This is a genomic window from Streptomyces mangrovisoli (assembly GCF_000974985.2).
Classification (GTDB): domain Bacteria; phylum Actinomycetota; class Actinomycetes; order Streptomycetales; family Streptomycetaceae; genus Streptomyces; species Streptomyces mangrovisoli.
Window position 1 is genome coordinate 129,222 of sequence record NZ_LAVA02000030.1, and the last position, 25,947, is coordinate 155,168.

The 25,947-nt window shown below is 73.4% G+C and carries 25 protein-coding genes and 1 riboswitch; of the genes, 13 read left to right on the forward strand and 12 right to left on the reverse strand.

Annotation, left to right across the window (positions count from 1 at the left end; genetic code table 11):
• Positions 1 to 86: 86 nt before the first annotated feature.
• On the forward strand, positions 87 to 728 hold the full coding sequence (locus WN71_RS14605) for a TetR family transcriptional regulator (protein WP_046583076.1): 642 nt from the start codon (positions 87 to 89) through the stop codon (positions 726 to 728).
• A gap of 261 nt (positions 729 to 989) precedes the next feature.
• Here WN71_RS14605 and WN71_RS14610 read toward each other — a convergent pair whose 3' ends face one another.
• From WN71_RS14610 to WN71_RS14620, 3 genes are all read right to left on the reverse strand, one after another.
• Complete coding sequence (locus WN71_RS14610; protein ID WP_046583078.1) at positions 990 to 1,223, reverse strand: ferredoxin; 234 nt, start codon at positions 1,221 to 1,223, stop codon at positions 990 to 992.
• A gap of 2 nt (positions 1,224 to 1,225) precedes the next feature.
• Positions 1,226 to 2,677 (reverse strand): aldehyde dehydrogenase, encoded by a 1,452-nt coding sequence (locus tag WN71_RS14615; protein ID WP_046583081.1) that lies wholly within the window; start codon positions 2,675 to 2,677, stop codon positions 1,226 to 1,228.
• Between the two features lie 94 nt (positions 2,678 to 2,771).
• The gene (locus WN71_RS14620) at positions 2,772 to 3,395 is read right to left on the reverse strand and encodes a hypothetical protein (RefSeq protein ID WP_046583082.1); all 624 of its coding nucleotides are present in this window, start codon (positions 3,393 to 3,395) and stop codon (positions 2,772 to 2,774) included.
• 148 nt (positions 3,396 to 3,543) lie between these two features.
• Here WN71_RS14620 and WN71_RS14625 point away from each other — a divergent pair, with 148 nt between their 5' ends.
• Positions 3,544 to 4,572, forward strand: coding sequence for an MBL fold metallo-hydrolase (locus WN71_RS14625; protein ID WP_046583085.1), 1,029 nt, complete (start codon positions 3,544 to 3,546; stop codon positions 4,570 to 4,572).
• Positions 4,573 to 4,729: 157 nt separating this feature from the next.
• Here WN71_RS14625 and WN71_RS14630 read toward each other — a convergent pair whose 3' ends face one another.
• A complete protein-coding gene (locus tag WN71_RS14630) occupies positions 4,730 to 5,419 on the reverse strand; it encodes a phosphotransferase (RefSeq protein WP_046583088.1) in 690 nt (229 codons plus the stop codon).
• 167 nt (positions 5,420 to 5,586) lie between these two features.
• A riboswitch (cobalamin riboswitch) is annotated at positions 5,587 to 5,663 on the forward strand.
• Positions 5,664 to 5,773: 110 nt separating this feature from the next.
• Between WN71_RS14630 and WN71_RS14635 the strand changes: the two genes are divergently transcribed.
• The 6 genes from WN71_RS14635 to WN71_RS14660 all read left to right on the forward strand — a co-directional run bounded on the left by WN71_RS14635 (position 5,774) and on the right by WN71_RS14660 (position 12,301).
• Positions 5,774 to 7,000, forward strand: coding sequence for a prenyltransferase/squalene oxidase repeat-containing protein (locus WN71_RS14635; protein ID WP_046583090.1), 1,227 nt, complete (start codon positions 5,774 to 5,776; stop codon positions 6,998 to 7,000).
• A gap of 38 nt (positions 7,001 to 7,038) precedes the next feature.
• On the forward strand, positions 7,039 to 7,779 hold the full coding sequence (locus WN71_RS14640; protein ID WP_240529663.1) for an SCO2322 family protein: 741 nt from the start codon (positions 7,039 to 7,041) through the stop codon (positions 7,777 to 7,779).
• Entirely contained in the window at positions 7,772 to 8,920 is a 1,149-nt protein-coding gene (locus WN71_RS14645; RefSeq protein ID WP_079177862.1) for an energy-coupling factor transporter transmembrane component T, read from the forward strand. Before WN71_RS14640 ends, WN71_RS14645 begins: the two co-directional genes overlap by 8 nt.
• Positions 8,917 to 10,635 (forward strand): ABC transporter ATP-binding protein, encoded by a 1,719-nt coding sequence (locus tag WN71_RS14650; RefSeq protein ID WP_046583093.1) that lies wholly within the window; start codon positions 8,917 to 8,919, stop codon positions 10,633 to 10,635. Before WN71_RS14645 ends, WN71_RS14650 begins: the two co-directional genes overlap by 4 nt.
• Positions 10,632 to 11,624: an ECF transporter S component gene (locus WN71_RS14655; protein WP_079177863.1), complete on the forward strand. Its 993-nt coding sequence runs from the start codon at positions 10,632 to 10,634 to the stop codon at positions 11,622 to 11,624. The genes WN71_RS14650 and WN71_RS14655 overlap by 4 nt, the downstream gene beginning before the upstream one ends.
• A gap of 260 nt (positions 11,625 to 11,884) precedes the next feature.
• Positions 11,885 to 12,301, forward strand: a complete 417-nt coding sequence (locus tag WN71_RS14660) for an aggregation-promoting factor C-terminal-like domain-containing protein (RefSeq protein WP_046583095.1) — start codon at positions 11,885 to 11,887, stop codon at positions 12,299 to 12,301.
• 207 nt (positions 12,302 to 12,508) lie between these two features.
• Here WN71_RS14660 and WN71_RS14665 read toward each other — a convergent pair whose 3' ends face one another.
• Positions 12,509 to 13,744: a cytochrome P450 gene (locus WN71_RS14665; protein ID WP_046583097.1), complete on the reverse strand. Its 1,236-nt coding sequence runs from the start codon at positions 13,742 to 13,744 to the stop codon at positions 12,509 to 12,511.
• Between the two features lie 259 nt (positions 13,745 to 14,003).
• On the opposite strand from WN71_RS14665, the gene WN71_RS14670 reads away from it, so the two are divergent.
• Positions 14,004 to 15,173, forward strand: coding sequence for a steroid 3-ketoacyl-CoA thiolase (locus WN71_RS14670; protein ID WP_046583098.1), 1,170 nt, complete (start codon positions 14,004 to 14,006; stop codon positions 15,171 to 15,173).
• On the opposite strand, the gene WN71_RS39795 is transcribed toward WN71_RS14670, so the two are convergent.
• Both WN71_RS39795 and WN71_RS14675 read right to left on the reverse strand, forming a co-directional pair.
• Positions 15,157 to 15,339 carry a DUF397 domain-containing protein gene (locus tag WN71_RS39795; RefSeq protein WP_079177864.1) on the reverse strand — a complete coding sequence of 61 codons (183 nt, stop codon included), beginning with the start codon at positions 15,337 to 15,339 and terminating at the stop codon, positions 15,157 to 15,159. The two genes, WN71_RS14670 and WN71_RS39795, sit on opposite strands and share 17 nt — an antisense overlap.
• Positions 15,320 to 16,147, reverse strand: a complete 828-nt coding sequence (locus WN71_RS14675) for a helix-turn-helix domain-containing protein (RefSeq protein WP_046583100.1) — start codon at positions 16,145 to 16,147, stop codon at positions 15,320 to 15,322. Before WN71_RS14675 ends, WN71_RS39795 begins: the two co-directional genes overlap by 20 nt.
• A 96-nt stretch (positions 16,148 to 16,243) precedes the next feature.
• Between WN71_RS14675 and WN71_RS14680 the strand changes: the two genes are divergently transcribed.
• Positions 16,244 to 16,663: an ATP-binding protein gene (locus tag WN71_RS14680; protein WP_046583101.1), complete on the forward strand. Its 420-nt coding sequence runs from the start codon at positions 16,244 to 16,246 to the stop codon at positions 16,661 to 16,663.
• A 21-nt stretch (positions 16,664 to 16,684) separates the two neighbouring features.
• Here the strand turns inward: WN71_RS14680 and WN71_RS14685 are convergent, their stop codons facing one another.
• Complete coding sequence (locus tag WN71_RS14685; protein WP_046583103.1) at positions 16,685 to 18,730, reverse strand: bifunctional glycosyltransferase 87/phosphatase PAP2 family protein; 2,046 nt, start codon at positions 18,728 to 18,730, stop codon at positions 16,685 to 16,687.
• Between the two features lie 307 nt (positions 18,731 to 19,037).
• Here WN71_RS14685 and WN71_RS14690 point away from each other — a divergent pair, with 307 nt between their 5' ends.
• Positions 19,038 to 19,709, forward strand: coding sequence for an O-methyltransferase (locus WN71_RS14690; RefSeq protein ID WP_046583105.1), 672 nt, complete (start codon positions 19,038 to 19,040; stop codon positions 19,707 to 19,709).
• 139 nt (positions 19,710 to 19,848) lie between these two features.
• Here the strand turns inward: WN71_RS14690 and WN71_RS14695 are convergent, their stop codons facing one another.
• On the reverse strand, positions 19,849 to 20,241 hold the full coding sequence (locus WN71_RS14695) for an FHA domain-containing protein (protein WP_046583107.1): 393 nt from the start codon (positions 20,239 to 20,241) through the stop codon (positions 19,849 to 19,851).
• A 95-nt stretch (positions 20,242 to 20,336) separates the two neighbouring features.
• On the opposite strand from WN71_RS14695, the gene WN71_RS14700 reads away from it, so the two are divergent.
• Positions 20,337 to 20,762 (forward strand): DnaJ family domain-containing protein, encoded by a 426-nt coding sequence (locus WN71_RS14700; protein ID WP_046583109.1) that lies wholly within the window; start codon positions 20,337 to 20,339, stop codon positions 20,760 to 20,762.
• On the opposite strand, the gene WN71_RS43230 is transcribed toward WN71_RS14700, so the two are convergent.
• The 3 genes from WN71_RS43230 to WN71_RS14715 all read right to left on the reverse strand — a co-directional run bounded on the left by WN71_RS43230 (position 20,752) and on the right by WN71_RS14715 (position 24,645).
• A complete protein-coding gene (locus WN71_RS43230; RefSeq protein WP_046583111.1) occupies positions 20,752 to 21,396 on the reverse strand; it encodes a hypothetical protein in 645 nt (214 codons plus the stop codon). The genes WN71_RS14700 and WN71_RS43230 overlap by 11 nt on opposite strands.
• The gene (locus tag WN71_RS14710; RefSeq protein WP_240529659.1) at positions 21,393 to 22,115 is read right to left on the reverse strand and encodes a hypothetical protein; all 723 of its coding nucleotides are present in this window, start codon (positions 22,113 to 22,115) and stop codon (positions 21,393 to 21,395) included. The genes WN71_RS43230 and WN71_RS14710 overlap by 4 nt, the downstream gene beginning before the upstream one ends.
• Before the next feature lie 484 nt (positions 22,116 to 22,599).
• Positions 22,600 to 24,645 carry an MDR family MFS transporter gene (locus tag WN71_RS14715; protein ID WP_046583113.1) on the reverse strand — a complete coding sequence of 682 codons (2,046 nt, stop codon included), beginning with the start codon at positions 24,643 to 24,645 and terminating at the stop codon, positions 22,600 to 22,602.
• Between the two features lie 161 nt (positions 24,646 to 24,806).
• Between WN71_RS14715 and WN71_RS43235 the strand changes: the two genes are divergently transcribed.
• Complete coding sequence (locus tag WN71_RS43235; protein ID WP_046583115.1) at positions 24,807 to 25,778, forward strand: peptidoglycan-binding domain-containing protein; 972 nt, start codon at positions 24,807 to 24,809, stop codon at positions 25,776 to 25,778.
• Positions 25,779 to 25,947: the final 169 nt, after the last annotated feature.

Genomic DNA, 25,947 nt, shown 5'->3' on the forward strand with positions numbered 1-25,947 from the left:
GTGGATCAGGTGATTCACGCCACGGATCGGGGCCCTGGCATGCTGTGCGATCACTCGCCCTCACCGACTGTCACGGAACGGGACCCATGCCTGCGCAACACAAGGTGGAAGCCAGTACCGCGCGATCGGCCGCACCGTCCGGCACGGCGCCGCTGACCGAGCGGCAGGAGGCCCGGCGGCGGCGGATCCTGCACGCGAGCGCGCAGCTCGCGAGCCGGGGCGGGTTCGACGCGGTGCAGATGCGCGAGGTCGCCGAGTCGTCCCAAGTCGCGCTCGGCACGCTGTACCGCTACTTCCCCTCCAAGGTGCATCTGCTGGTCGCGACCATGCAGGACCAGCTGGAGCACATGCACGGCACGCTGCGCAAGAAGCCGCCGTCCGGCGACACGGCGGCGCAGCGCGTCGCGGAGACCCTGATGCGGGCCTTCCGCGCGCTCCAGCGCGAGCCGCACCTGGCCGACGCGATGGTCCGCGCGCTGACCTTCGCGGACCGCAGCGTCTCGCCGGAGGTCGACCAGGTCTCCCGCCAGACGACGGCGATCATCCTGGACGCGATGGGTCTCGCGGACCCGACCCCCGAACAGCTCTCCGCGGTCCGCGTCATCGAACACACCTGGCACTCGGCCCTGATCACCTGGCTCTCGGGCCGCGCGTCGATCGCCCAGGTGAAGATCGACATCGAAACGGTCTGCCGCCTGATCGACCTGACGGAGCCCTCCGGGGGTTGAGCGGTCCTTTCCCCGCGGGCCGGTGAGGGCTGGTCGCGCAGTTCCCCGCGCCCCTGGCGCCCGAAGGGGCGCGGGGAACTGCGCGGGCAACCACGACGAACCCGCGGGCGGGGCACGAGGCCGAGTGTCGACCGCGGGCCGGTGGGGGCCGAGCGCGCAGTTCCCCGCGCCCCTTTCAGGGGCTCCGGCGGGCCGTGCCCCAAAGGGGCGCGGGGAACTGCGCGACCAGCCCCCACGCGCCCGCACCCGGGGCACCGGCGCTCACTCCTCCGGTGGGAACACCGGCTCGCCCGTGTCCAGGAGGGTGATCAGGATCGCCTCCACCGGGCAGGTCTCCGCGGCTTCCAGGATCTGTTCGTTCGCGTCCGTGGACGGAGTCAGGGGGTGGGACTGGCGGGCGGGGTCGAGGTGGAAGGCGGTGGGCGCGTGGTGGACGCACTGGGCGGAGCCGATGCACAGGGAGCGGTCCACCTCGACGTGCCAGCGGTCGCCCATCCCTACGCCCCCGCCGGGAGATGGATCATCTTGTGCTCCAGGTACTCGCCGTACCCCTCGGGGCCGAACTCCCGCCCGAGACCGGAGTTCTTGTAGCCGCCGAACGGGCCCAGCATGTCGAGGCTGAAGGTGTTGACCGAGTAGGTGCCGGTGCGCACCCGGCGGGCGATGTCGATGCCGTGCTCGGTGTCGGCGGTCCACACGCTGCCGGACAGTCCGTACTCGGAGTCGTTGGCGATCTTCACGGCCTCGGCCTCGTCGCCGTACGGCAGCAGGCAGATGACCGGGCCGAAGATCTCCTCGCGGGCGATCCGCATGGAGTTGTCGACGTCGCCGAAGAGGGTCGGCTCGACGTACCAGCCCCGGTCCAGGCCGGGCGGCCGGCCGCCGCCGGTGAGGACCTTCGCGCCCTCCTCCTGGCCGATGCGGATGTAGTCCAGGTTGCGCTGCTGCTGGCGGCGCGCGACCAGCGGCCCGACCTGGGTGGCCGGGTCCAGCGGGTCGCCGACGGTGAGCGCGCTCGCCGCGGTGGCGAAGGCGTCGGCGAACTCGTCGTAGCGGGCGCGCGGGACGAGGATGCGGGTCTGGGCCACGCACGCCTGGCCGTTGTTCATCCAGGCCGCCGGGACGATGCCCGCGACGGCCGTCGCGGTGTCCGCGTCCGGCAGCACCACGGCCGCCGACTTGCCGCCCAACTCCAGTGTCACGCGGGTCAGATGGCGGGCGGCCACCTCCATCACGCGCCGGCCCGCCGCGACCGACCCGGTGAAGGACACCTTGTCGACGCCCGGGTGCCCGACCAGGTACTCGCTGACCTCGCGGTCGGCGGGCAGGATCGACAGCACGCCCTCCGGCAGCCCGGCGTCCCGCGCGATCTCGCCGAGTACGTACGCGTCGAGCGGCGACTCCGGGGACGGCTTGAGGACGACCGTGCAGCCGGTGAGCAGCGCGGGCGCGAGCTTGGCGGCGGCGACGAACTGCGGGACGTTCCACGGGACCACGGCCGCGACCACGCCGACCGGTTCGCGTCGCACGAGGATCGGGCCGAGCACCCCGGCCCGCCGCTCCTCGTACGTGAAGTCCCGGGCGACGGTGATCGCCGAGTCCCACACCATCATCGCGCCGAGCGCCTGCGCGAGGACGCTCCACGAGTACGGCGAGCCGTTCTCGGAGGAGATCACGCGGGCGATCTCCTCGTGCCGCGCGGCGATCCCGTCCTTGATCCGCGTGACCACCTCGATCCGTTCGTCGCGCGTCATGCGCGGCCACGGCCCCTCGTCGAAGGCGCGGCGCGCGACGGCGACCGCCCGGTCGACGTCGGCGCGGGAGGCGTGCGGCACGCGCCCGATGACCTCCTCGGTGTGCGGCGAGACCACCTCGATGACGTCCTCGCCGAGAGGGTCGGCCAGTTCCCCACCGATGAACAGCTGTCCGTGCTCCACGAGTTCGGTCATCACACGACTGCCTTCGTCTCCGGCGATGCATCTGACGGTGTATCAGGAACTGATAGCAGGTCCGGCCGAACTAGGCCATAGAAGGGCCCCGCGTCTAGCGGTCGTCGCGGGCGAAGGGCGCGTCGATGTCCGGGATCCAGAAGCAGATCTCCAGGGTCTTCAGCCACGGGTAGTACCTCGTCGCCCGCTCCCGCCACGCGGTGCCGACCGCGGCCGCCGACAGGAGGACCGCGGCGCAGGCGGCCACCGGCCGGCCGGGTCCCGCGGCGCACTGGACCGCCGCGACGACCGAGGCCAGGGCCAGCGAGAACGCGAGGCTGCGCTGCATCATCCCGACCGCCTCCATGCGGGTCACCTCCGCGGCGACCGGCTTGTCGTGCAGTTCGGCGGCGGCCAGCAGGACGGTGGGCTCCACGGCCACGTAGGGCCGGTCCCGGGCCTCGGGGACGCAGGCCAGGAAGACGCGGCGGGCGTCCTCGGGGGCCGGCAGCCGCCGGGGCAGGATCTTGTCCACGGCGGCGCTCAGCGGGGTGGTCACGCTGCCCAGCACATAGCTGCCGACGACGGCGCCGATCACCGGCAGCGCCGACGGCTCCGCGGCCAGGGCGCCGACGTCCACCAGGTGCAGCCGGTCCAGGACGTAGAGGAGGACCGCGAGTTGCACGCCTCCCGGTATCGCGACGCCGAACAGCTCGAAGAGACCGACGGCAAAGGTCACGGACTTCCTCCTGGGATCACTGGGGGTCACCTCCGGGCCGTCGGGCACGCCCGCCGTGGGCGCTCCGCCCCCGTCCGGCTTCGGCAGGTCCGGCCAATCTGTAACCAGTTCTAGTTATAGTGGCCAACGGCCGTGGAGCGGAGGGCAGATGGCGCAGACGTTCGATCATGGCGGGGGAATCCGGTCGGTCCGGGTGCCCATCCCCGACAACCCGCTCGGGCACACGCTGGTGTACGTCGTCGACACCGACCGGGGCCCGGTGCTCGTGGACACCGGGTGGGACGACCCGGGTTCGTGGTCCACGCTCACCGAGGGGCTGGCCGCCTGCGGGACCGGCGTCGGCGAGGTGCACGGCGTGGTGATCACCCACCACCATCCCGACCACCACGGGCTGTCGGGGAAGGTGCGCGAGGCCTCCGGGGCCTGGGTCTCCATGCACGCCGCGGACATCGCGATCGTGCGGCGGACCCGGGAGACCCGCCCCGGCCGCTGGTTCACCTACATGGCGGCCAAGTTGACCGCGGCGGGAGCGCCCGAGGAGCACGTGTCCCCGCTGCGCTCGCCCGGCCCCCGGGCCGGGCTGCCGGGCCTGTCCCCCGCGATGCCCGACCGCGAGATCGTCCCCGGCGAGCTGCTCGACCTGCCGGGCCGCCGACTGCGCGCGATCTGGACACCGGGGCACACCCCCGGCCATGTCTGCCTGCACCTGGAGGAGGCCCATCCCGCGGGGCTGCCCGGCCACGGCCGGCTCTTCTCCGGGGACCATCTGCTGCCCGAGATCACCCCGCACATCGGCCTGTACGAGGACCCCGACGACGCCACCGTCACCGACCCCCTCGGCGACTACCTCGACTCCCTGGAGCGCGTCGGCCGCCTCGGCCCCGCCGAGGTGCTCCCCGCCCACCAGCACGCCTTCACCGACGCGCCGGGCCGGGTAAGGGAGTTGCTCGACCACCACCAGGAGCGGCTGGCCGGGCTGCGCGACCTCCTGAGCGAACCGCTCACCGCCTGGCAGCTCGCCGAGCGCATGGAGTGGAACCGCCCCTGGGAGCAGATCCCCTACGGCTCCCGCACCATCGCCGTCTCGGAGGCGGAGGCCCATCTGCGCAGGCTCGTGAAGCAGGGTCACGCGGAGGCGGTCACGGGCAGCGACCCGGTGACGTACGTGGCGGTGTGATCCCGTCACGCACCCGCCCGGTCGCACCGCAGGAAGCCCCGCATCAGGAACTCGGCCGGCCCCACCGCAGGAAGCCCCGCATCAGGAACTCAGCCGATCCCACCGCAGCAAGCCTCGCATCAGGAACTCGCCCGGTCCCACCCCAGGAGGCCCCGCATCAGGAACTCGCCCGGTCCCACCCCAGGAGGCCTCGGACCCGGGTCTCGGCCGTCCCCAGCGCCGCCACCTCCCCCGCGCTCATCGTCGGGTTGGCCGCGCGGCGGCGCAGCGCCTCGGCCAGGTCCGGGGCGGTGAGGGGGGAGGGGCCGGCGAGCAGGCCCGTCAGCATCTCGTGGGCCGGGGCGGCCAGTCGGTCGTCGCCGGACGCGACCTGGGCGAGGATCACCGCGGACATCGCCCAGTCCAGCCCCGGCCCGCCCTCCTCGGTGTTGGACCAGTCGATCACCCGGGGACCGCCGGGCGTCAGGATCACGTTGTCCGGGTGCAGGTCGAGGTGGAGTACGCGGTCCGCGGGGTCCGCGGAGCGGCGGGCGGGCACCTCGTGCAGGGCGCGCAGCAGTCCCGCGACCATCGATCCGGCCTCGGCGGGGCCGAGTTCGCCGGTCAGGCAGGCCTGGAGCATGGTCGGCCCGGTCAGCCGCTCCAGCACGAGATCGGTGCGCGAGCCGGCGGGCCGGACGGCGGGAACCGGGTAGCCATGGGCGCGCACGTGCTCCATGACCTCGCCCTCGGCGGCCGCGTCGCCCCATCCCTCGCGGTCCCGGCGCAGCACCCACGCCTCGTCGATCTCGTACACGTCGGCCGAACGCCCCGAGCCGAGCAGCCGCCCCAGGACCGGACTCCCCACGGCCGGACTCCCCGCCCCCGAACTCCCCGCCCACGGGCCCTCCCCGGCAGAACTCCCCGTGATCGTCATGACCGCAACCTACCCCCGCCCGCGCGTCGGCACAGGGGCCCCACAGTGCGGGAGATACGGGCCGGTAGAGTGGCGCCGTCGTCATCACACCCGTACGGGGGGAAGCCGGTGCAAATCCGGCGCTGACCCGCAACCGTGAGCGGTCCCGCGCAGGGTTCCGTGAGCCGGACTGCCCCGTACGGTCCGTGAAACGGCTCGTCCGTCGAGGTCTACGGAGTCGAGCCGCCGCCCGGGGCCGTCCCGGTGCTGCCGCCCGGCTCCCCCCAGGGGAAGGCACCACCGCCCATGAACGTCCGCCGCAGCGCCGCGGTCTTCGCCGCCGCAGCCGTGATCGCAGCCGGGGCGGCGCCGTCCGCGACCGCCGCCACCGCCTCCCCCTCGCCGTCCGCCGCGCTCCCCTCCGGCCTGTTCGGCACCGCCGACCCGACCTACGACGGCGTCTGGCGCCAGTCCCTCGCGCTGCTCGCGCAGCACACGGTGGGCCAGCACCCCGCGGCGAAGGCGGTGGACTGGCTGACCGGACAGCAGTGCGCGAACGGCGCGTTCGCCGCGTACCGGGCCACCCCGACGGCCGCCTGCGACGCCAAGGTGATGGTCGACACCAACAGCACGGCCGCCGCCGTCCAGGCGCTGGCCGCGCTCGGCGGGCACGGCGGCGCGACCGCGAAGGCGGTCGGCTGGCTCAAGTCCGTGCAGAACAAGGACGGCGGCTGGGGCTACACGCCCGGCGGCGCCAGCGACACCAACTCCACCTCCGTGGTGATCGGCGCGCTGAAGGCCGCGGGCGAGGACCCGGCCTCGGTGGTCAAGGGCACCGCGACGCCGTACGACGCGCTGGCCGGCTGGTCGCTGCCCTGCGACGCGAAGGACGGCGCGGGGGCGCTCGCCTACCAGCCGGACAAGAAGGGCGCGCTCGCGGCCAACGCGGACGCCACCGCGGCCGGTGTGCTCGGCGCGCTCGGCAAGGGCTTCGTGACGAGCGCGGGCAAGGAGACCGGCAACGGCGGCTGCGCGAGCGCGAAGCAGCCCACCGCCGCGCAGGTCGCCCAGAACGGCGCCGCGTACCTGGCCGGCGCCACCACCGCGACCGGGCACCTGACGTCCGCGCTGCCGGGCGCCAAGAACCAGCCGGACTACGGCAACACCGCCGACGCGGTCGTCGCGCTCGCCGCGCAGGGCGACACGGACGCCGCGAAGCGGCCGTACACCTGGCTGGAGGGCCACGCGGCGGCCTGGGCGAAGCAGAGCGGCCCGGCCGCGTACGCGCAGCTGATCCTCGCCGCGCACGCGATGGGCGCCGACCCGCGCGACTTCGGCGGCGCGGACCTCGTCGACGAGCTCGCCGCGACGGGTCCGGCGCCGGTCGCCGCGCCCAAGGAGGCCTCGGCGACGGACGTGGCGAAGGACAACTCCTCCGGTGCGGCGGTGTACTGGATCGTCGGCGTCGGCCTGGTGGCGGGCATCGGCGTCGGATTCCTGCTGAGCGGCCGCGGCGGGAAGCGCAAGAAGTGAGCCCGCGCCGCACGTCCGTGCCGCCCGGCCGCGCCGCGATACCGCCGTGCCGCGCGGCCCTGCCGTTGCGGCGCTCCGCCGCCGTCCTGCTCTCCGCGCTGCTGCTCCTGTGCGGCGCGGGGCAGGCGCGGGCCACCGGGTACCGCTACTGGTCCTTCTGGGAGCGCGACGGCGGCCACTGGGTGTACGCGACCGTCGGCCCGTCGACCGCGCGGCCCTCCGACGGCGATGTCGAGGGCTTCCGCTTCGCGGTGAGCGTGGACTCGAACGACGCGACGCGGCCGCGGGGTCATGCGGACTTCGCGGCGATCTGCGCCGGGACGCCCGCGAAGGCGGGCAGCAAGCGGGTGGGCCTGGTCCTCGACTTCGGTACGCCCGCCGACGCGCCCTCCGGCGAGACGCCGCCCGCGCGGCGCACCGCGTGCGCGCGGGTGCCGTCCGGGGCGACGGCGGCCGAGGCGCTCGCCTCGGTGGCGAAGCCGCTGCGCTACGACACGAACGCGTTGCTCTGCGCCATCGCGGGATATCCGGCGCGGGGGTGCGGGGAGCAGGTGTCGGGGGTCTCGAAGGGGGCGACCGCCTCGGCACCGGCCACGAACGGATCCAGCGGATCCAGCGGATCCGGTGGATCCGGTGGATCCGGTGGATCCGGTGGATCCGGTGGATCCGGTGGATCCGGTGGATCGGGGCCGTCGGTGGGCCTGGTGGCCGGGGCCGCGGGAGTGGCCGTGCTGGCCGCGGCGGCGGTGTGGCAGGGCCGGCGACGGCGTCATGGCTGAGCGGGCCGCCGGGCGGGGTGCCGAAGGACATCGATCGGCCTCGGCGCCGTCCGGGCCGGTCGCGCGGTTCCCCGCGCCCCTTCAGGGCGCCGTGCATCCCGGGGCCTGGTGGGCCTGGGCGCTCGGGATGGGGACGGCCGCCACCCGGACGACGAATCCGTTGCTGCTGGGGCTGCTGCTCGCGGTGTCGGCGTATGTCGTCGCCACCTGCCGTACGGTCGCGGGCTCGGCGTATCCGGCGTTCGTGCGGCTGGGGCTCACGGTGCTGCTGATCCGGCTGGTGTTCGCCACGCTGCTCGGCTCCGCGATCCCGGGCACCCATGTGCTGCTCACGCTGCCCGAGGTGCCGTTGCCGCACTGGGCGCAGGGCATCCGGATCGGCGGCGAAGTGACCGCGGAGGGGCTGCTGTTCGCGTTCTACGACGGCCTCAGGCTCGCCGCGCTGCTCGTCTGCGTCGGCGCGGCGAACTCGCTCGCCGCGCCCTCGCGGCTGCTCAAGTCCCTTCCGGGCGCGCTGTACGAGGCCGGCGTGGCCGTCGTCGTCGCGCTCACCTTCGCGCCGCATCTGATCGCCGACGTGCGGCGGGTGCGGGCGGCGCGGCGGCTGCGCGGGCGTCCCGACCGGGGCCTGCGCGGACTCGCCCAGGTCGGACTGCCGGTCCTGGAGGGCGCGTTGGAACGCTCGGTCGCCCTCGCCGCGGCGATGGACGCGCGCGGGTACGGCCGCACCGCCGACGTGCCCGCGCCGGTGCGCCGTACGACCGCCGCGCTCACCCTCGGCGGGCTGCTCGGCGTGTGCGCGGGGACGTACGGGCTGCTCACGGCGGCGGGCGGGACCTACGGTCTGCCGCTGCTGCTCGCCGGGGTCGCCGCCGCGCTCGCGGGGCTGCGGCTGGGCGGCCGCCGCTCGCCGCGCACCCGGTACCGCCCCGACCGCTTCGGGGTCCGGGCCTGGCTGGTGACCGGGTCCGGTGTCGCCGTGGCCGCGCTGGTCAGCTGGGCCGCCGCGAGCGACCCGTCGGCCCTCTCCCCCGGTGTCGTACCGCTCGTCGCCCCGGCCCTGCCGCTGTGGCCGGCCGCCGCCGTGCTGCTCGGCCTGATCCCCGCGTTCGTCGCCCCCGCCCCGAAGGAGCCGTCGTGATCCGTTTCGAGGACGTCTCCGTCACGTACGACGGTGTGGCCGAACCGGCCGTGCGGCACGTCGACTTCGAGGTGCCGGAGGGTGAACTCGCGCTGCTGGTCGGCCCGTCCGGGGTGGGGAAGTCGACCGTGCTGGGCGCGGTGAGCGGGCTCGTGCCGCACTTCACCGGCGGCACCCTGCGCGGCCGGGTCACCGTCGCCGGGCGGGACACCCGCACCCACCGCCCGCGCGAACTCGCCGACGTGGTCGGCACGGTGGGCCAGGACCCGCTCGCCCACTTCGTGACGGACACGGTCGAGGACGAACTCGCCTACGGCATGGAGTCGCTGGGGCTCGCGCCCGCCGTGATGCGGCGCCGGGTCGAGGAGACGCTCGACCTGCTGGGCCTCGCCGACCTGCGCGGGAGGCAGATCGGCACGCTGTCGGGCGGGCAGCGGCAGCGGGTCGCGATCGGCTCGGTCCTCACCCCGCATCCGCGGGTCCTGGTCCTCGACGAGCCGACGTCGGCGCTCGACCCGGCCGCGGCGGAGGAGGTTCTGGCGGTCCTCCAGCGTCTGGTGCACGACCTCGGCACGACGGTGCTGATGGCGGAGCACCGTCTGGAGCGGGTGATCCAGTACGCCGACCGCGTCGTCCTGCTCCCGGAGCCGGGCGCCGCCCCGGTGGTGGGCGCCCCGGCCGAGGTGATGGCGGTGTCCCCCGTGTACCCGCCCGTGGTGGCCCTCGGCCGCCTGGCCGCCTGGACCCCTCTCCCCCTGACCGTCCGCGACGCCCGCCGCCGCGCGGCACCGCTCCGCGACCGCCTGCCCACCGAAGGGGCGCGGGGAACCGCGCGACCGGCCACGACGCACCCGCCGGAGACCACGGCCGCGAGTCCCCGCCCGCGGTCCGGCCGGACGTTCTGGTCGCGCGTTTCCCGGCGGGCCGACGGGGGCCGGTCGCACGGTTCCCCGCGCCCCTTCGGCGCGCTCGCCGACGCCCGCGACCTGCAGGTCCGCCGCGGACGCGTCACCGCGCTGCGCGGGGCCGGGCTCGACGTGTCGCCCGGGGAGATCGTCGCGCTCATGGGGCGCAACGGGGCCGGCAAGTCCACACTGCTCGGCGCGCTCACCGGGCTGGTGCGGCCGCAGGCCGGGAGCGTGACCGTCGGCCCGGTGGTGCCCGCCGCGACGCCGCCGCGCGAGCTCGTGCGGCACGTCGGCCTGGTGCCGCAGGAGCCGCGCGATCTGCTGTACGCCGACACCGTGGCCGCCGAGTGCGCCGCCGCCGATCACGACGCCGGGGCGGCACCGGGCACGTGCCGGGCGCTGGTGGCCGGGCTGCTGCCGGGGGTGAGCGACGACACCCACCCCCGGGACCTGTCCGAGGGGCAGCGGCTGGTGCTCGCGCTCGCCGTGGTGCTGACCGCGCGCCCGCCGCTGCTGCTGCTCGACGAGCCGACCCGCGGACTGGACTACGCGGCCAAGGCGCGCCTGGTCGACATCCTGCGCGCCCTCGCCGCCGACGGGCACGGGATCGTGCTGGCGACGCACGACGTGGAGCTCGCGGCCGAGCTGGCGCGCCGGGTCGTGCTGCTCGCGGACGGCGAGGTGATCGCCGACGGCCCGACCGCCGAGGTGGTCGTCTCGTCGCCCTCCTTCGCACCGCAGGTGGCGAAGATCCTCGCGCCGGGCCAGTGGCTCACGGTCGCCCAGGTCCGCGAGGCCCTCCGATGACCCGCCCCACACCGAGCCCCACACCGAAGCTCACGCCGAACCCCACCCCGAGCCGCCCGCGGGGCAGCACGCGGGGCAGCGCGCGGGGCGTCCGCGCCCGGGTCGTCCGGCTCGGGCCGCGGTCGCTGGCCTCCCTCGCGCTCGTCAGCGCCGTCGGCGTCGTCGCCTTCGGGTGGCCCTTCCTCGCGCCGCCCGACTCCGCGATCAACGCGCACTCCCAGGACGCGCCCTGGCTCTTCGCGGGGCTGCTCGTGCTGCTCGTCGCCGTCGTCGCGGCGACGATCTCCGAGTCGGGGCTCGGACCGAAGGCCGTCGCCATGCTCGGCGTGCTCGCCGCGACCGGCGCCGCGCTGCGCCCGATCGGCGCCGGCACCGCCGGCATCGAGCCGATGTTCTTCCTCATGGTGCTCAGCGGCCGGGTCCTCGGGCCGGGCTTCGGCTTCGTCCTCGGCTCGGTGACGATGTTCGCGTCCGCGCTGCTCACCGGCGGGGTCGGCCCCTGGCTGCCGTTCCAGATGCTCGCGATGGGCTGGTTCACCGCGGGCGCCGGGGTGCTGCCGGGCCCCGACCGGCTGCGCGGCCGCGCCGAGTACGCGCTGCTCGCCTGTTACGGCTTCCTCGCGGCGTTCGCCTACGGCACCGTCATGAACCTCGCCGGGTGGCCCTTCATGGGCACCCTCGCCTCCGGCATCTCCTTCGACCCGCACGCCGCCGTCCCCGCCAACCTGGCCCGCTTCGTCGCCTACTGCGCGGCCACCTCCCTCGGCTGGGACCTGGGCCGGGCCCTGGTCACGGTCGCGCTGACCCTGAGCCTCGGCCCGGCGGTGCTGCGGGCGCTGCGCCGGGCCACCCGGCGGGCCGCCTTCGAGACCGCGGTCACGTTCGAGGTGCCCGGCCCGTCACCGACCGCCGAGCACCCCGCCACGCAGGGTCGCGCGACCGGTGAAGAGGCCCACATGAGCCAGGTCACCTACGATCCGGGATCGTAGAGCAATTTGTCCGATATGTCCGGGGCGACACCCCCGCTGACCTGGGGGTTGAGAGCCACGCCACAGAGCGGACGATTCCCCCGGATCCGGCCACAACTAGTAAAGGGGGTCATTGCGGACAGGTTTCGAGCCTGGTTCTCTGGATGACGTCGCCGGGTGCCGACGAGCCCACCAGGGCCGCGGCACCGACGTATGCCAGGGCCGCTCAGCGTGTGCTCACGGCACACAGCGACTCCCTGTCCCCGAAGAAAAGGTTTCCCGTGCTCATCTCCCGCATCCGCCGCATCGCGTCCCCGAAGAAGGCCCTCGCCACCACCGCCGTGGCTGCTGCCGCCGCCGGTCTGGCGCTGACCGCGGCCCCCGCCCAGGCCGCCTCGGCCGACTCGGCGTCGCAGGCTCAGGCGATCGCGCACCAGATGATCCCGGACGCCGCTCAGTACAACGCCTTCAGCAACATCGTCTCGCACGAGAGCGGCTGGAACGTGACCGCGACCAACTCCTCCTCCGGTGCGTACGGTCTCGTCCAGGCCCTCCCGGGCTCGAAGATGGCCAGCGCCGGCGGCAACTGGCAGACCAGCGCCAAGACCCAGATCAAGTGGGGTCTGGACTACATGAACTCGCGCTACGGCAGCCCCGCGGCCGCCTGGTCCTTCTGGCAGACCCACCACTGGTACTGAGCCGACCCCGGCATCACGCGGCCTTGAGGCGGCGGTTCCCCCCGAGGGAACCGCCGCCTTCGGCGTTCCCGCGGACGGCCGCGGACGGCTCCGCGCGGCCGCGTCCCGGGGGGAGGCAGGGGCGGGGGCGGGGGATGTGATCGCACCTGCCTCCCTCGGGGACGGGCCGACGGCGCCGGGATGCCGTCGGCCCGGGTGCGCGCCGGGTCAGCCCACGCTGACCCGGAGTTCCTTGACGCCGTTGATCCACGCGGACCTGAGCCGCCGCGGATCGCCGGCCGCCTTCAGGCCGGGCATGGCGTCGGCGATCGCGTGGAAGATCAGGTCGATCTCCAGCACCGCCAGGGACTTGCCCAGGCAGTAGTGCGGACCTCCCCCGCCGAAGCCGAGGTGGGGGTTCGGATCGCGGGTGACGTCGAACTCGTCCGGCCGCTCGAAGACCTCGGGATCGTGGTTGGCGGAGGCGTAGAACAGGCCGACCCGGTCCCCCTTCCTGATCCGCGCCCCGCCGAGTTCGGTGTCCTGGGTGGCGGTGCGCTGGAAGGAGTTCACCGGGGTCGCCCACCGGACGATCTCCTCGGCCGCGGTCGACGGCCGCTCCCTGACGTACAGCTCCCACTGGTCGGGGTGGGTCAGGAAGGCGTGCATCCCGTGCGTGATCGCGTTGCGGGTGGTCTCGTTGCCCGCGACCGCGAGCATCAGCACGAAGAACCCGAACTCGTCGTAGCTGAGGTTGCCCTCGCCCTCGGCGGCCACCAGCGTGGAGACGATGTCGTGGGCCGGGCACCGTTTGCGCTCGGCGGCCATGTTCATGGCGTAGGCGATGATCTCGGTGGCCGACTCCGCGCCGACCTCCTCCGTGATGGCGTACTCCGGGTCGTCGTACGCGATCATCCTGTTGGACCACTCGAAGATCTTCGCCCGGTCCTCCTGGGGTACGCCGATGAGTTCGGCGATGGCCTGCAGGGGCAGTTCGCAGGCGACCTCGGTCACGAAGTCGAAGGGGTCCGAGCGGTGCCGTACGGCCTCGACGATGGCGCCCGCCCGGTTGCGCAGCCGCTCCTCCAGGGCGCGGATCGCCCGCGGGGTGAAGCCGCGTTGCAGGATCTGCCGGACCCGGGTGTGCTCCGGCGGGTCCATGTTGAGCAGGATCAGCCGCTGGGCGTCGATCGCGTCGCGCTCGATGTGCGCGCCGAACCGGATGATCGCGGTGTTGAGCCAGGAGGAGAAGATCTCCGGGTGGGTGGAGACGTACCGGACGTCCGCGTGCCGGGTGACGGCCCAGTAGCCGTCGTCGTCGAATCCGGCCAACCCGTGCGGCTGTGGGATCCAGCGGACCGGCTCGGACTGACGCAGCTGGGCGAACTCGGGCAGCGGGACACGGTGGTGCAGCAGGTCGGGGTCGGTGAGGTCGAACCCCTCGGGCAGCGCTGGGCAGTGCATCGGCGACTCCCACCGTTCTGACGCTCCATCAGATAGTGCGGTGAAGGTAGTAACGGGTTCTACAAGTGGCAAGACATGCAACACGCCGATTTCGGTGCGGAGTTCGTGCAGATCACCACTTCGGCGGCTGCACGACCCTTGCGGCCGTCTCACCCAGTGAGCAGACTGCACACAGAACTAGAACGCGTACTAGTTCTGCGTGGCGGGTGGCCGGGACGCCCGCGCCGCGCGGGTCGACCGAGGAGAGGACGCACCCCCCATGGCCGCGGAGCCCGTGATCGTCGAAGCCGTACGCACCCCCATAGGCAAGCGCGGCGGCGCGCTCGCCAATCTGCATCCCGCCTATCTCCTGGGCGAGACCTACCGCGAGATCCTGGGCCGCACCGGGATACCCGCCGACTGCGTCGAGCAGATCGTCGGCGGTACGGTGACGCACGCCGGCGAGCAGTCCATGAACCCCGCGCGGATCGCATGGCTCACGATGGGGCTGCCGTACGAGACGGCGGCGACGACCGTCGACTGCCAGTGCGGCTCCTCACAGCAGGCCTCCCACATGGTGGCCAACATGGTCGCGGCCGGCGTCATCGACGTCGGGCTGTCCTGCGGGGTCGAGGCGATGTCGCGAGTGCCGCTGGGCTCCGGCTCCAAGCACGGTCCGGGCAAGCCGTTCCCCGACGAGTGGAACGTGGACCTGCCCAACCAGTTCGAGGCCGCCGAGCGGATCGCCCGGCACCGGGGCCTGACCCGCGAGCACGTCGACGCGCTCGGCCTGCTCTCCCAGGAGCGCGCCGCCATCGCCTGGTCCGAGGAGCGCTTCAAGCGCGAGACCTTCGCCGTCCAGGTCCCCACCACCGAGGACGAGCAGCGCGCCGGGCAGGGCATGTGGCGGCTGGTCGACAAGGACGAGGGGCTGCGCGACACGTCCATGGAGGCGCTGGCGAAGCTGAAGCCGGTGATGCCGACGGCCGTGCACACCGCGGGCAACTCCTCGCAGATCTCCGACGGCGCGGCCTGCGTGATGTGGGCGTCGAAGCGGATGGCACGGGCGCTCAAGCTGCGGCCCCGGGCCCGGATCGTGGCGCAGGCGCTGGTCGGCGCCGACCCCCACTTCCACCTCGACGGCCCCATCGACGCGACCAACGCGGTCCTCGGCAAGGCGGGCATGACCCTCAAGGACATCGACCTCGTCGAGATCAACGAGGCCTTCGCGTCGGTCGTGCTCAGCTGGGCGCAGGTCTTCGAGCAGGACCTGCACAAGGTCAACGTCAACGGCGGCGCGATCGCCCTCGGCCACCCCGTCGGCGCGACGGGCGCCCGCCTCATCACCACGGCGCTCCACGAACTGGAGCGCGCGGACAAGGAGTTCGCCCTGATCACGATGTGCGCCGGCGGCGGGCTGGCGACCGGGACGATCATTCAGCGGCTGTAGCCCACTCCAGGAACCGGGAGAAGGAGGGGGACTTCAGGGACAGCCGCGGTCCGGTGGGGTTCTTGGAGTCGCGTACGGCTACGGTGGCGCCCGGGAGTTCGGCGATCTCTACGCAATCGCCGCCCTGGTCGCCGCTGTAGCTCGACTTACGCCAGCCGTTCTCCATAGCGATCCTCCATCAGGCGCCGGATCAACTCCGCGGAGTCCCTGAGCGACAGCGCGGAGGCTTGAAGGTGATCGTAACGGAGCGAGCAGTCCTGGACGGTGTTCGGATTCGCGGTGGGGTGCCCGATGCCGTAGCCCTCCGTGTAGACGATGGCCGGGTCGCCGGTGAAGCGGTAGATGTTGAACGAGCCTTGAAATCCCGCGTGCGCACCGGCCGAGAACGGCAGAATCTGCACGTTGACGCTGCGGCTGTGCTCGAAGGACAACAGGTGCGCCAGTTGTTCGCGCATCACCTCGGAGCCACCGACTTCCTGATAAAGGGCGGCCTCGCTGAGGATGGCCCACAGGACGGGCGGTTCGTCCTTCTCCAGGATGCGCTGGCGCGCCAGCCGCACCGCCGTGCGGTCGTCCAACTCGGTCTGGTCCAGGGCGCCGAGGACCGTCCCGGCGTACGCCCTGGTCTGCAGCAGGCCGTGAATCGCGAACGTCTGGAACGTGCAGATCTCGGTGGCCCTGGCCTCCAGCGCGGCCACTTGCTGGAACCACGCCGGAAGTTGGCTGCGCAGCACCAGCTCCACCAGCCGGGACAGCAGTCCGTCCGTGCCCAGCGCCGCGTCCACCCGTTCGCTGAACTCCGGCGTCGGCACCCGCCGTGCCGTCTCGATCTGGCCCACGAGTGACCCCGTGTAGTTGACGATCTCGCCGAGTTGCTTCTGCGTCAGCCCCGCCGCCTCGCGGTGCCGGCGCAGTTCGAAGCCGTAGTAGTCCAGCGGCGAGGCGCCGGGGTCGAGGACGTTGATGTGGGTCACGTGCGGCCCTCCGGGTACGACTCGACTCCGCTCACAGGCGGAGATGTTGTATCCGATCGGTAGCCCAGAGTAGTCACCCGCCGACAACCTCGTACCGTGAACGATTACTTTCCCCCCACCCTGCTGGGCCCCGCTCCGGCTCAGTACGGTATGCGGCTGGTCGTCGGCGACCACTCGGCGCGGCACATCCGCCGGATCGTCCGATCGCTGCTGCGTGAATGGGAGTTGAGCCCGCTCACGGACGCCGTGGAGCTGGCGATGACCGAGCTGGTCGCCAACGTCGTACGGCATGTGCCGGACCGCAGATGCGCGCTGGTGCTGTCCCGGCTGGCGGGCGGGGTGCGGGGCGAGGTGTCCGACACGAGCCCCCGGCTGCCCGCCGTGCCCGGCGCGCCGGACGACGACGCCGAGTGCGGCCGCGGGCTCCTGCTGCTGGACGCGGTGGTCGACAAGTGGGGCGTGGTGCGCGGGCCCGGCGCCGGGAAGACGGTGTGGTTCGAGTGCGCCCCGCGGTAGGGGGCGCACTCGGAACGCCGGTCAGCTCCCGGCCGTCGCCGGTTCCAGTGCCTCGCTCGCGCGCGGCTCCGGGGTGAGCGAGCGGGCCCGCGGGCCCTGGAGCAGGTAGCTCAGCCCGAAGCCCGCGCCGACGACGGCCGCGCCGCCCACCGCGTCCAGCACCCAGTGGTTGCCGGTGGCGACGATCGCCGAGACCGTGAACAGCGGGTGCAGCAGGCCGAGCGCCTTCATCCACCACTTGGGCGCGAGGATCGCGATGACCAGGCCGCACCACAGCGCCCAGCCGAAGTGCAGGGAGGGCATCGCGGCGTACTGGTTGGTGAGGGCGGTCAGCGTGCCGTAGTCGGGCTTGGAGAAGTCCTGCACGCCGTGCACGGTGTCGATCATGCCGAGGTTCGGCATCAGGCGGGGCGGGGCGAGCGGGTAGAGCCAGAAGCCGACCAGGGCGAACAGGGTGGCGAAGCCGAGCGAGGAGCGGGCCCAGCGGTAGTCGACCGGGCGGCGCCAGTACAGGACGGCGAGCACGGTCAGCGGCACGACGAAGTGGAAGGACTCGTAATAGAAGTCGAAGAAGTCGCGCAGCCAGCCGACCTTGACGACCGCGTGGTTGGCCCAGTGCTCGATGTCGATGTGCAGGAACCGCTCGGCGGACAGCACCTGGTGGCCGTGGTACTCGGCGGTGTGGCGGCCGGCGGAGTTGCTGCCGCCGGTCGCCGCGAGCCGGACCCGCGCGTAGGCGGCGTACGTGACCCTTATCAGCAGCAGTTCGAGGATCAGGTTGGGGCGGCTGAGCACCCGGCGCAGGAACGGCACCAGCGGCACGTGCCGGAAGCGGGCCGGGACGGGGGCGGCGTAGCGCGTGGGGACCGGGTTCAGGTAGTACGGCGAGGCGCGCGTCAGGAAGGGGACGGCGGTCGCGGCGGCGAGCGCGGCCAGCAGGACCACATTGTCGCGTACCGAGTACAGGGACGACATGTTCGGCAGCAGCATTTTGGCCGGAAGTGTCACCACGAGGATCACCGCGACGGGCCACAGGAACCGGTCCGAGGCCCGCTTGCCGACCCGGCCGACCACCGCGAGCAGCACCCACAGCAGCTGGTACTGCCAGGTGGTGGGCGAGACGGCGATGGCGGCGCAGCCGGTGACCGCGACCGCGAGCAGCAGCTGGCCGTCGCGGGCGTAGCCCACGGCGCGGCGCACGCCGAGGACGGCGACGGCGGCGCCGAGCGCGAGGAAGAGGGCGATCTCCAGCGGGCCCGACAGGCCGAGGCGCAGCAGCGCGCCGTGCAGGGACTGGTTGCCGAGCGCGTCGGCCCGGCCGCCGAGCCCGGCGCCCGCCATGTGGTGCACCCAGTAGGTGTACGAGTCGTGCGGCAGCGCGGCCCAGGCGAGCGCGGTGCCGGCGGCGAAGGTCGCGCCGGTGGCGAGCGCGGCCCGGCGTCTGCCGGTGAACCAGAGCAGCGGGGCGAACAGCAGCAGGGTCGGCTGGAGGGCGGCGGCGAGGCCGATGAACGCGCCGCCGGCGCGTTCGCCGCGCACGGTGAAGCAGCCGAGCAGGACCAGCAGCACCGGGATGACGCTGGTCTGGCCGAGCCATATCGTGTTGCGCACGGGCAGCGACAGCATCAGCAGGCTGATCGCGACCGGCGCGGCGAACTGGACCGTGCGGCGGCCGACCGGCTGCGGCAGGGCGCGGGCGGCGACCAGGCCGACGCCGACGACGAGCAGCAGCGTGCCGAAGGTCCAGCCCCAGCCGAGGGCCTGTTCGGCCGCCCGGGTGAGCGGTTTGAGGACGAGGCCGGCGAACGGGGTGCCGTTGAACCGGGTCGAGTCGTACAGCGAGCCCTTCACGTGCAGGACGCCCTGGGGGCCGACCCAGGTCTCCAGGTCCGTCAGGCGATCGCCCCGGGGGCTGCCCAGGACCACCGCCAGCTGCCGTACGGCGAGCATTCCGGCCAGCAGCCACAGGCCCAGGCGGGCGGCGCGCAGCCGTGGCCCGGCCGCCCCGCCCACGGCTGTCGCTCCGAAGGCTTTCGCCGGTCGCCCACTGTGCTCAACGTTCGCCACGCCTCGTCGGCCTCCCGCCCCGTCGGTCATGTGGTCACGCTGTGGGTGGTCTGAGCAGGCCCTGTGCGGTCCGCACCACCCTCTGGAGAGGGACGCAGGCTACCCCCGCTTCACCTGACGTCCGCTCCTCTTTTGTCCGGATGACGATAGTCCGCCGCCGGTTCCGGCGCCTCCGCGACCGGGGCATGAATCACACTGAACCTGTGCATCGTCCGCATCACGGGACACGCCTACCCGGAACGCGGACAGTCAGCAGTTCGTTAGGCTAACTAGCCAGCATCGACCTACGCAGGAAGGCAGTGGCCCGATGAGCGAGTCGCAGCTCTGGGACGACGTCGACGACTACTTCACCACCCACCTCGCGCCCGAGGACGAGGCCCTGACCGCCGCGGTGCGCGAGAGCGAGGCCGCGGGCCTGCCCGCCATCCAGGTCACGCCCGCCCAGGGCAAGCTGCTGCACCTGCTCGCGCAGCTGCAGAACGCGCGCACCATCCTGGAGATCGGCACCCTCGGCGGCTACAGCACCATCTGGCTGGCCCGCGCGCTGCCCGCCGACGGCCGGCTGATCTCGCTGGAGTACAGCGCCCGGCACGCGGAGGTCGCGGTGCGCAACATCGCGCGGGCGGGGCTCCAGCGGATCGTGGAGGTGCGGGTGGGCCCGGCGCTGGAGTCGCTGCCCAAGCTGGCCGACGAGAACCCCGCCCCCTTCGACCTGGTCTTCATCGACGCCGACAAGGCCAACAACCCGCAGTACGTGGAGTGGGCGCTCGGGCTCACCCGCGCGGGCAGCCTGATCGTCGTCGACAACGTGGTGCGCGAGGGGCGGGTGACCGACGCGGACAGCACGGCGCCGGACGTCGTCGGCACCCGGGCCGCGATCGAGCTGATCGGCTCGCACCCCCGGCTGGACGGCACGGCGATCCAGACGGTCGGGGCGAAGGGGTACGACGGCCTGGCGCTGGCCCGCGTACTGGCCTGAGCGGCCGGGCGCCGTCGGCCCGAGCGGTCGGGCGCCGGAGTCGGGCGCCGAGGGTCGGGCGCCGAGCGGTCGGGCCCGACTGGTCCACGGGGTCGGACCCGACTGGTCCACGGGGTCGGACCCGGCGCCCGGGCCGCGCTCAGACCTCGTGGTAGAAGCCGACGTTGATGCTGTGCGGCCCGGTGCGGTCCTGGACGACGACCTCGCCGGAGCCGCCCGGGGGCAGCGGCGCGGTCCCGCCGTAGGGCACCGGCCGGGGGTAGTCGCCGACGACGAGGCGCACCTCGGAGGAGGGCTCGGCCTGCGATCCGCGCAGCCATGTCACCGACCAGGTGCCGTCGTCCCCGCACCGGAACTCCAGATGCACGCGGGAGACGAACAGCCAGTCCTCCGGTGTCACCAGACGGCACACGGCCCCGTCCCTGCCCACCCGCAGCACGGCACCGGGTTGGCTGGGCGCGTCGGCCAGTGTCATGCCGGCCGTGGCACCCGAGTCCGCCGCGGAGACGGAGGCCATGGTGAGTTCGAGCACGTGCGTTCCCCCTGAACGTCCGGGTAGGGCGGCCGGGTTGCGCCGCCGCCGCATGATAAAACGCCCGGTGCCATCACGTCCGGCACAATGGGTTCATGACCGAGCGAAAGCCACCCGGGGTGCCGTTCGAGTCCTGGGTCGACAAGCAGATCCGTGACGCGAGCCGGCGCGGGGAGTTCGATCACCTGGCCGGAGCGGGCGAGCCGCTGCCCCGCGAGATCGAGACGCCGTACGACGAACTGTGGTGGATCAGACGGAAGATGGCCCGTGAGGGGCTCTCCGTGCTGCCGCCCGCGCTGGCCCTGCGCAAAGAGGCGGAGGACGCGCTCGAAGCGGCGCTGAGCGCCCCGTCCGAGTACCGCGCGCGGCAGATCGTCGAGGCGGTCAACGTCAAGATCCGCGAGATGATGTTCAAGCCGCCGCCCGGCCCCCCGCTGGGCAAGAAGCCGTACGACGTCGAAGAGGTCGTAGGCCGGTGGCGGGAGCGCCGGGCGTCGGAGGGCGGGGCGACTAGCGGCTGAGCAGGTGGTCGGCCAGCTCGCGGTAGTCCCGCAGGGCGAGCCGGAGTTGCTCGGTGTCGCCGGCCGTCGGCTCCTCGCCGTCGCGGCCGTCGCCGTTGGTGGACGTGGACGTGGACGTGGACTGCCAGGAGTTGCGCAGCGTGCTGCGGCGCCGGGTCACGGCCTCGGTGAAGCGGGCGACCGCGTCCTCCAGCACCCGGTCGGCCTCCTCGACGGCGCCGCGGGGCGCGTCCACGAAACCGGCCACGGCGTGCCGCATCCGGTCGTTGAGCTCGTCGGACTCCGCTCGGGCCACGAGGGGGGCGGCGGCGTCGCCGGCGGTTTCGTCGGCGTCGTCGGCGGTTGCCGGGGCGGGGGTGTACGGGGCCGTGCCCTCGCCGGTGCTCCCGTAGGCGCTCGGCGACTCGGACCCGTCCGTCGTGGTGTCGTAACCGAGTCCGCTCTCGTGCCCGAGCGTGGTGTCACGGCCGGTGTCGGTTTCGGTGTAGGTGTCGGTTTCGGCGTCGGTATAGGTGTCGGTGCCGGTGTCGGTGCCGGTCTCGCCCATGGTCTCCGCGTCGCGGCCGGTCCTCGTCTCGTCGGCGGTCTGCTCGACGGGCAGGCCGTCCGTCTTCTTGCGGGTCACGTCGGTCATGTCGTACGCCCCTCCTTGTGCCGGTGTCCGCCGATGATCCAGCCGTGGTCCGACGTGGATCCGGCCTTCGTGTCGGCCGTGGTGTCGGCCTGGGTGTCGGCCTTGGTGTCACCCGTCGTATCGGCCCTCGTGTCGGCCTTCGCGTCGGCCCTCTCGGCGGCCTTCGTGTCCGCCGGTGTCCGGCCGTCGCCGATCAGGTCCTCGAAGAGCCCGCGGGCCTCGACCATGGACGTGCGCAGTTCCTCCGTGCCGCCCTCGCCCGTGCGGGCGACGCCGTGCACCTGGCGGTAGCCCTGCACGTGGTGGGCGTGGTGCACGGACAGCGCCGCGAGCTGCTCCTCGTACTGCCCGCCGTCGGGGAAGCCCCGGTCCCGGGCCAGTTCGGACAGGAGCCGGTCCGCCTCGGTCACCGCGTCGCGCGGGGAGTCGACGAACGTCTCCTGGGCGGCGGCCCAGCGGGCCTCGTAGCCCTCCCGACGCTCGGGGTCGAGGGGGCGGCTGCGCAGGTCGCCATGGCGCTCGACCCGCGCGGCGAGCTCGCGCTCGGCGGCCGCGGTGTCGCCGTCGTGCTGCGCGACGGTCCGGTCGTACTCCGGCCCGAAGCGCCGCTTGAGGCTGGGCCCGCCGGGGTGCCTGCGGGCCCGCAGGGTCAGGGCGGCCGCTACTGCGAGCACGGCCACCACGCACACGATCACAACAACGATCACGCCTGTGGACATGGATGCCTTCCGGTGTCTCGGCCCGGTGGGCCGCTTGACACCCGGGTTGCCCGCGGCGCCGCCCGTAAACGACGAGCACCCCCCGACACCCGCCCCACGCAGTTCCCCGCGCCCCTTTGAGGGGGCTGGGCTCGGGATGCCGTCCGCGGCTCGGTCGTGGCCGCTCGCGCAGTTCCCCGCGCCCCTATCGGGCGCCGTCGGGGTCGGTGTGTCGGGCATGCGCGGCGCCGTCGTGGCTGGTCGCGCAGTTCCCCGCGCCCCTATCGGGGCACCCCGATAGGGGCGCGGGGAACTGCGCGACCAAGCCCCACCGCCCCGCAGGAACACCACGACCCCAGCCCCCCAAGGGGCGCGGGGAACTGCGCGAACGGCCACGACCGAGCTGCGGATGAAACCCGACCCCAGCCCCCGAGGGGCGCGGGGAACTGCGCGGGCGGCCACGACGGAGCCGCGGACGACCGACGACCGACCGACGGCCAGGAGTTCAGCGGCTGCGGGCCGCCGGCGGACGCGGCCGTTCCCCGTCGCAGCCGTTCATCTCGTCCGTCAGCTCCTTCACCAGCAGCGTCAGATCGGTGGGCCGATCCGCACTCCACCAGTCCCCCAGCAACGCCGCGAGCGCCTCCTCCCGAGCCCGCGCCAGCCGCCCCGCAAGCTCACGCCCCTCGTCGGTCAGGACGAGATCGACGCCCTCCCGCACGACCAGCCGCCGGGTCTCGATCTCCTGCTCCGCCTCCAGGACCACGGACAACGGCACGGTGCTGTTGTCGGCGAGCACCCCCGGCTCGACCCGCCCGTGCCGCTTGATCCGCAGCAGCAGCCAGGCCGACGCGGGCAGCAGATCGCAGTCCGCCCGCCGCAGGATGTCCACGTACGCCTCACGGCGCCCCTCCCGCGTACCGAGCAGGGACAGCGCGCGGCAGACCTCGTCGTAGGAGGACCGTTCGACCGGATTGCTGGCGAGCGTCTCCGTGCCGTCGGGCGCGGTGACCGAGCCGCGCAGCTTGTCCTCCTTCAGGAACCACGCCAGGACGAAGCCGAGCAGCGCGACGGGGGCGGCGTACAGGAAGACGTCGGTGATCGCGGAGGAGAAGGCCGCGAGGGCCGCCGGCCGGACGGCGTTCGGCAGCGCGGCGAGGCCGCGCGGGTCGGCCTCCAGGCCGTTCACGCTGAGCCCGCCGGGCAGGGCGACCCCGCGCAGCGCGTCGGTCAGCTTGTCCCCGAGGCGGTTGGCGAAGACCGTGCCGAAGATGGCCACGCCGAAGGACGCCCCGATGGAGCGGAAGAACGTCGCGCCGGAGGTGGCGACGCCCAGGTCCTCGTACGAGACCGCGTTCTGCACGATGAGCACCAGCACCTGCATGACGAGACCGAGGCCCAGGCCGAAGACGAAGAAGTACACGCTCATCACGGCGGTGGAACTGTTCTCGTCGAGCTGGTGCAGCAGGAGCAGGCCGAGGGTGGTGACGCCGGTGCCGGCGATCGGGAAGACCTTCCAGCGGCCGGTGCGGCTGACGATCTGCCCGGACGTCGTGGACGACAGCAGCAGCCCGACCACCATCGGCAGCATGTGCACGCCGGACATGGTCGGCGAGACGCCGTGGACGACCTGGAGGAACGTCGGCAGGTACGTCATCGCGCCGAACATCGCGAAGCCGATGATGAAGCTGATGACGGCGGCCAGCGTGAACGTGCGGATGCGGAACAGCTTCAGCGGCAGCACCGGTTCCGCGGCCCGCCGCTCGACGGCCACGAAGGCGACGGCCAGCACGACGCCGAGCACCGCGAGCCCGATGATCTGCGCGGAGCCCCAGCCCCAGGTGGTGCCGCCGAGGGACGCCACCAGCACCAGGCAGGTGGCGACCGCCGCGATGAGGAACGTGCCCAGGTAGTCGATGACATGGGGGGCCCGGCGGCGCGGGATGTGCAGCGAGGTGGCGATGACGGCGAGCGCGACGACGCCGACGGGGAGGTTGATGTAGAACACCCAGCGCCAACTCAGATGCTCGGTGAACAGGCCGCCGAGCAGCGGTCCGAGCACGCTGGTGGTGCCGAACACGGCGCCGAACAGGCCCTGGTAGCGGCCGCGTTCCCGGGGCGGCACGATGTCGCCGACGATCGCCATGGACAGCACGATCAGGCCGCCGCCGCCGAGGCCCTGGAGCGCCCGGAAGCCGATCAGCTGGGCCATGCTCTGGGCCGCGCCGCACAGCGCCGAGCCGATCAGGAAGATGACGATGGCCGTCTGGAACAGCCGCTTGCGGCCGTACTGGTCGCCGAGTTTGCCCCACAGCGGGGTCGCCGCGGTCGACGCCAGCAGATAGGCGGTGACCACCCACGACAGGTGTTCCAGGCCGCCCAGGTCGCTGACGATGGTGGGCAGCGCGGTGGACACGATCGTCTGGTCCAGCGCGGCGAGCAGCAGACCGAGCAGCAGGGCACCGATCGAGACGAGGATGTTGCCGGAGACGTGGTCCGCGGCGGGAGCGCCGGGCGCACTCCCCGTCCTGACGGGCGCTTCGTCGGCCATGAGGACCTCCTCGGGTCTCGTGACACCTCCCATCGTGATCGGTGTGACCGGTTATGGCCTGTTGAGTCCGGTCGGTGGCCGTTCTTCGCAGGGGGCTTGGGCCGGGGCGTGTGAAGGCGATCTGCATAATCTGTGGAGCTCACGAGGGGAGGGATGATCGCGTGACAGAGCAGAGTGGGGGGCTCGGACACCACCCGTGTCCGGAGTGCGGGGCGCCCAGGGGGGCCGGGAACGCGCCGGTGTGCTCCTGCGGGCAGCAGGTCTCGGACGCCCTGCGCGACGCGCGTACGGCGGAGGCGGCGGAGGCGGAGGACTTCGGCCCGCTGCGGATCCGGCCGTACGTCGAACTCGGCGACGTGCAGGAGTCCGAGTGGGCCACCATGCAGCTGCGCACCGTGCCGGCGGCGTCGGCCGCGGCGGGGCCGGGCGGGGGCGAGAGTCCCGCGGGCGGCCGGGCGGCGGCGCGGAGCGCGAACCGTGCGCGGCGTGGACGCCGGGTCGCGCTGCCGGTGACGGCGGTGGCGGTGGTCGCGGCGCTGGCGGGGGCCGGCTGGTCGCAGGGCATGTTCAGCTACCACACGCCGACCCGGGAGTCGGCGGCCTCGGACGACATCCGGGCGAGCGTGCCGGCCGGTTCCGCGGCGCCCTCGTCGTCGTCCTCGGCGCGGCCGTCGGCGGACGCGTCGGTGTCGGGCGAACCGGAGGCGACGGACGGCGCGTCGGCCTCGGCTTCGGCGTCCGTGTCGGCGTCCGTCTCGGCGTCGACACTGTCGGACGGCGCGTCGCCGGATCCGTCCGGTACGGCCACGGAGGCCGCGGGCGGCGGATCGGCCACGGCCGACGCGACGCGGACGCCGGCGACGGTGGCCGGGGGCGGTGGGGGTGACGGCGGGGGCGGCGGATCGGCCGCGGGGCCGGTGCTGCGGCTGGGCTCCTCGGGCGCGGAGGTCACCGAGCTCCAGCTCCGCCTGAATCAGCTGTACCTCTACTTCGGCCACGCCGACGGCGTCTTCGACCAGGGCGTGGAGAACTCGCTGCGGGTGTATCAGTGGGCGCGGGGGTTGCGGGACGACTTGGGGGTGTACGACGCGGCTACGCGCCGGATGCTCGAGTCGGAGACGCACGAGCCGTAACGCTGCCGCGCCACTCGCCGTGGGGGGGGCGGTTCACCGGTCGTCCGCGGCTCGGTCGCGGCCACCCGCGCAGTTCCCCGCGCCCCTGACAAGCGCCGTCGGGGTGGGCGCGTGGGGTGTGCGCGGCTCCGTCGTGGCTGGTCGCGCAGTTCCCCGCGCCCCTATCGGG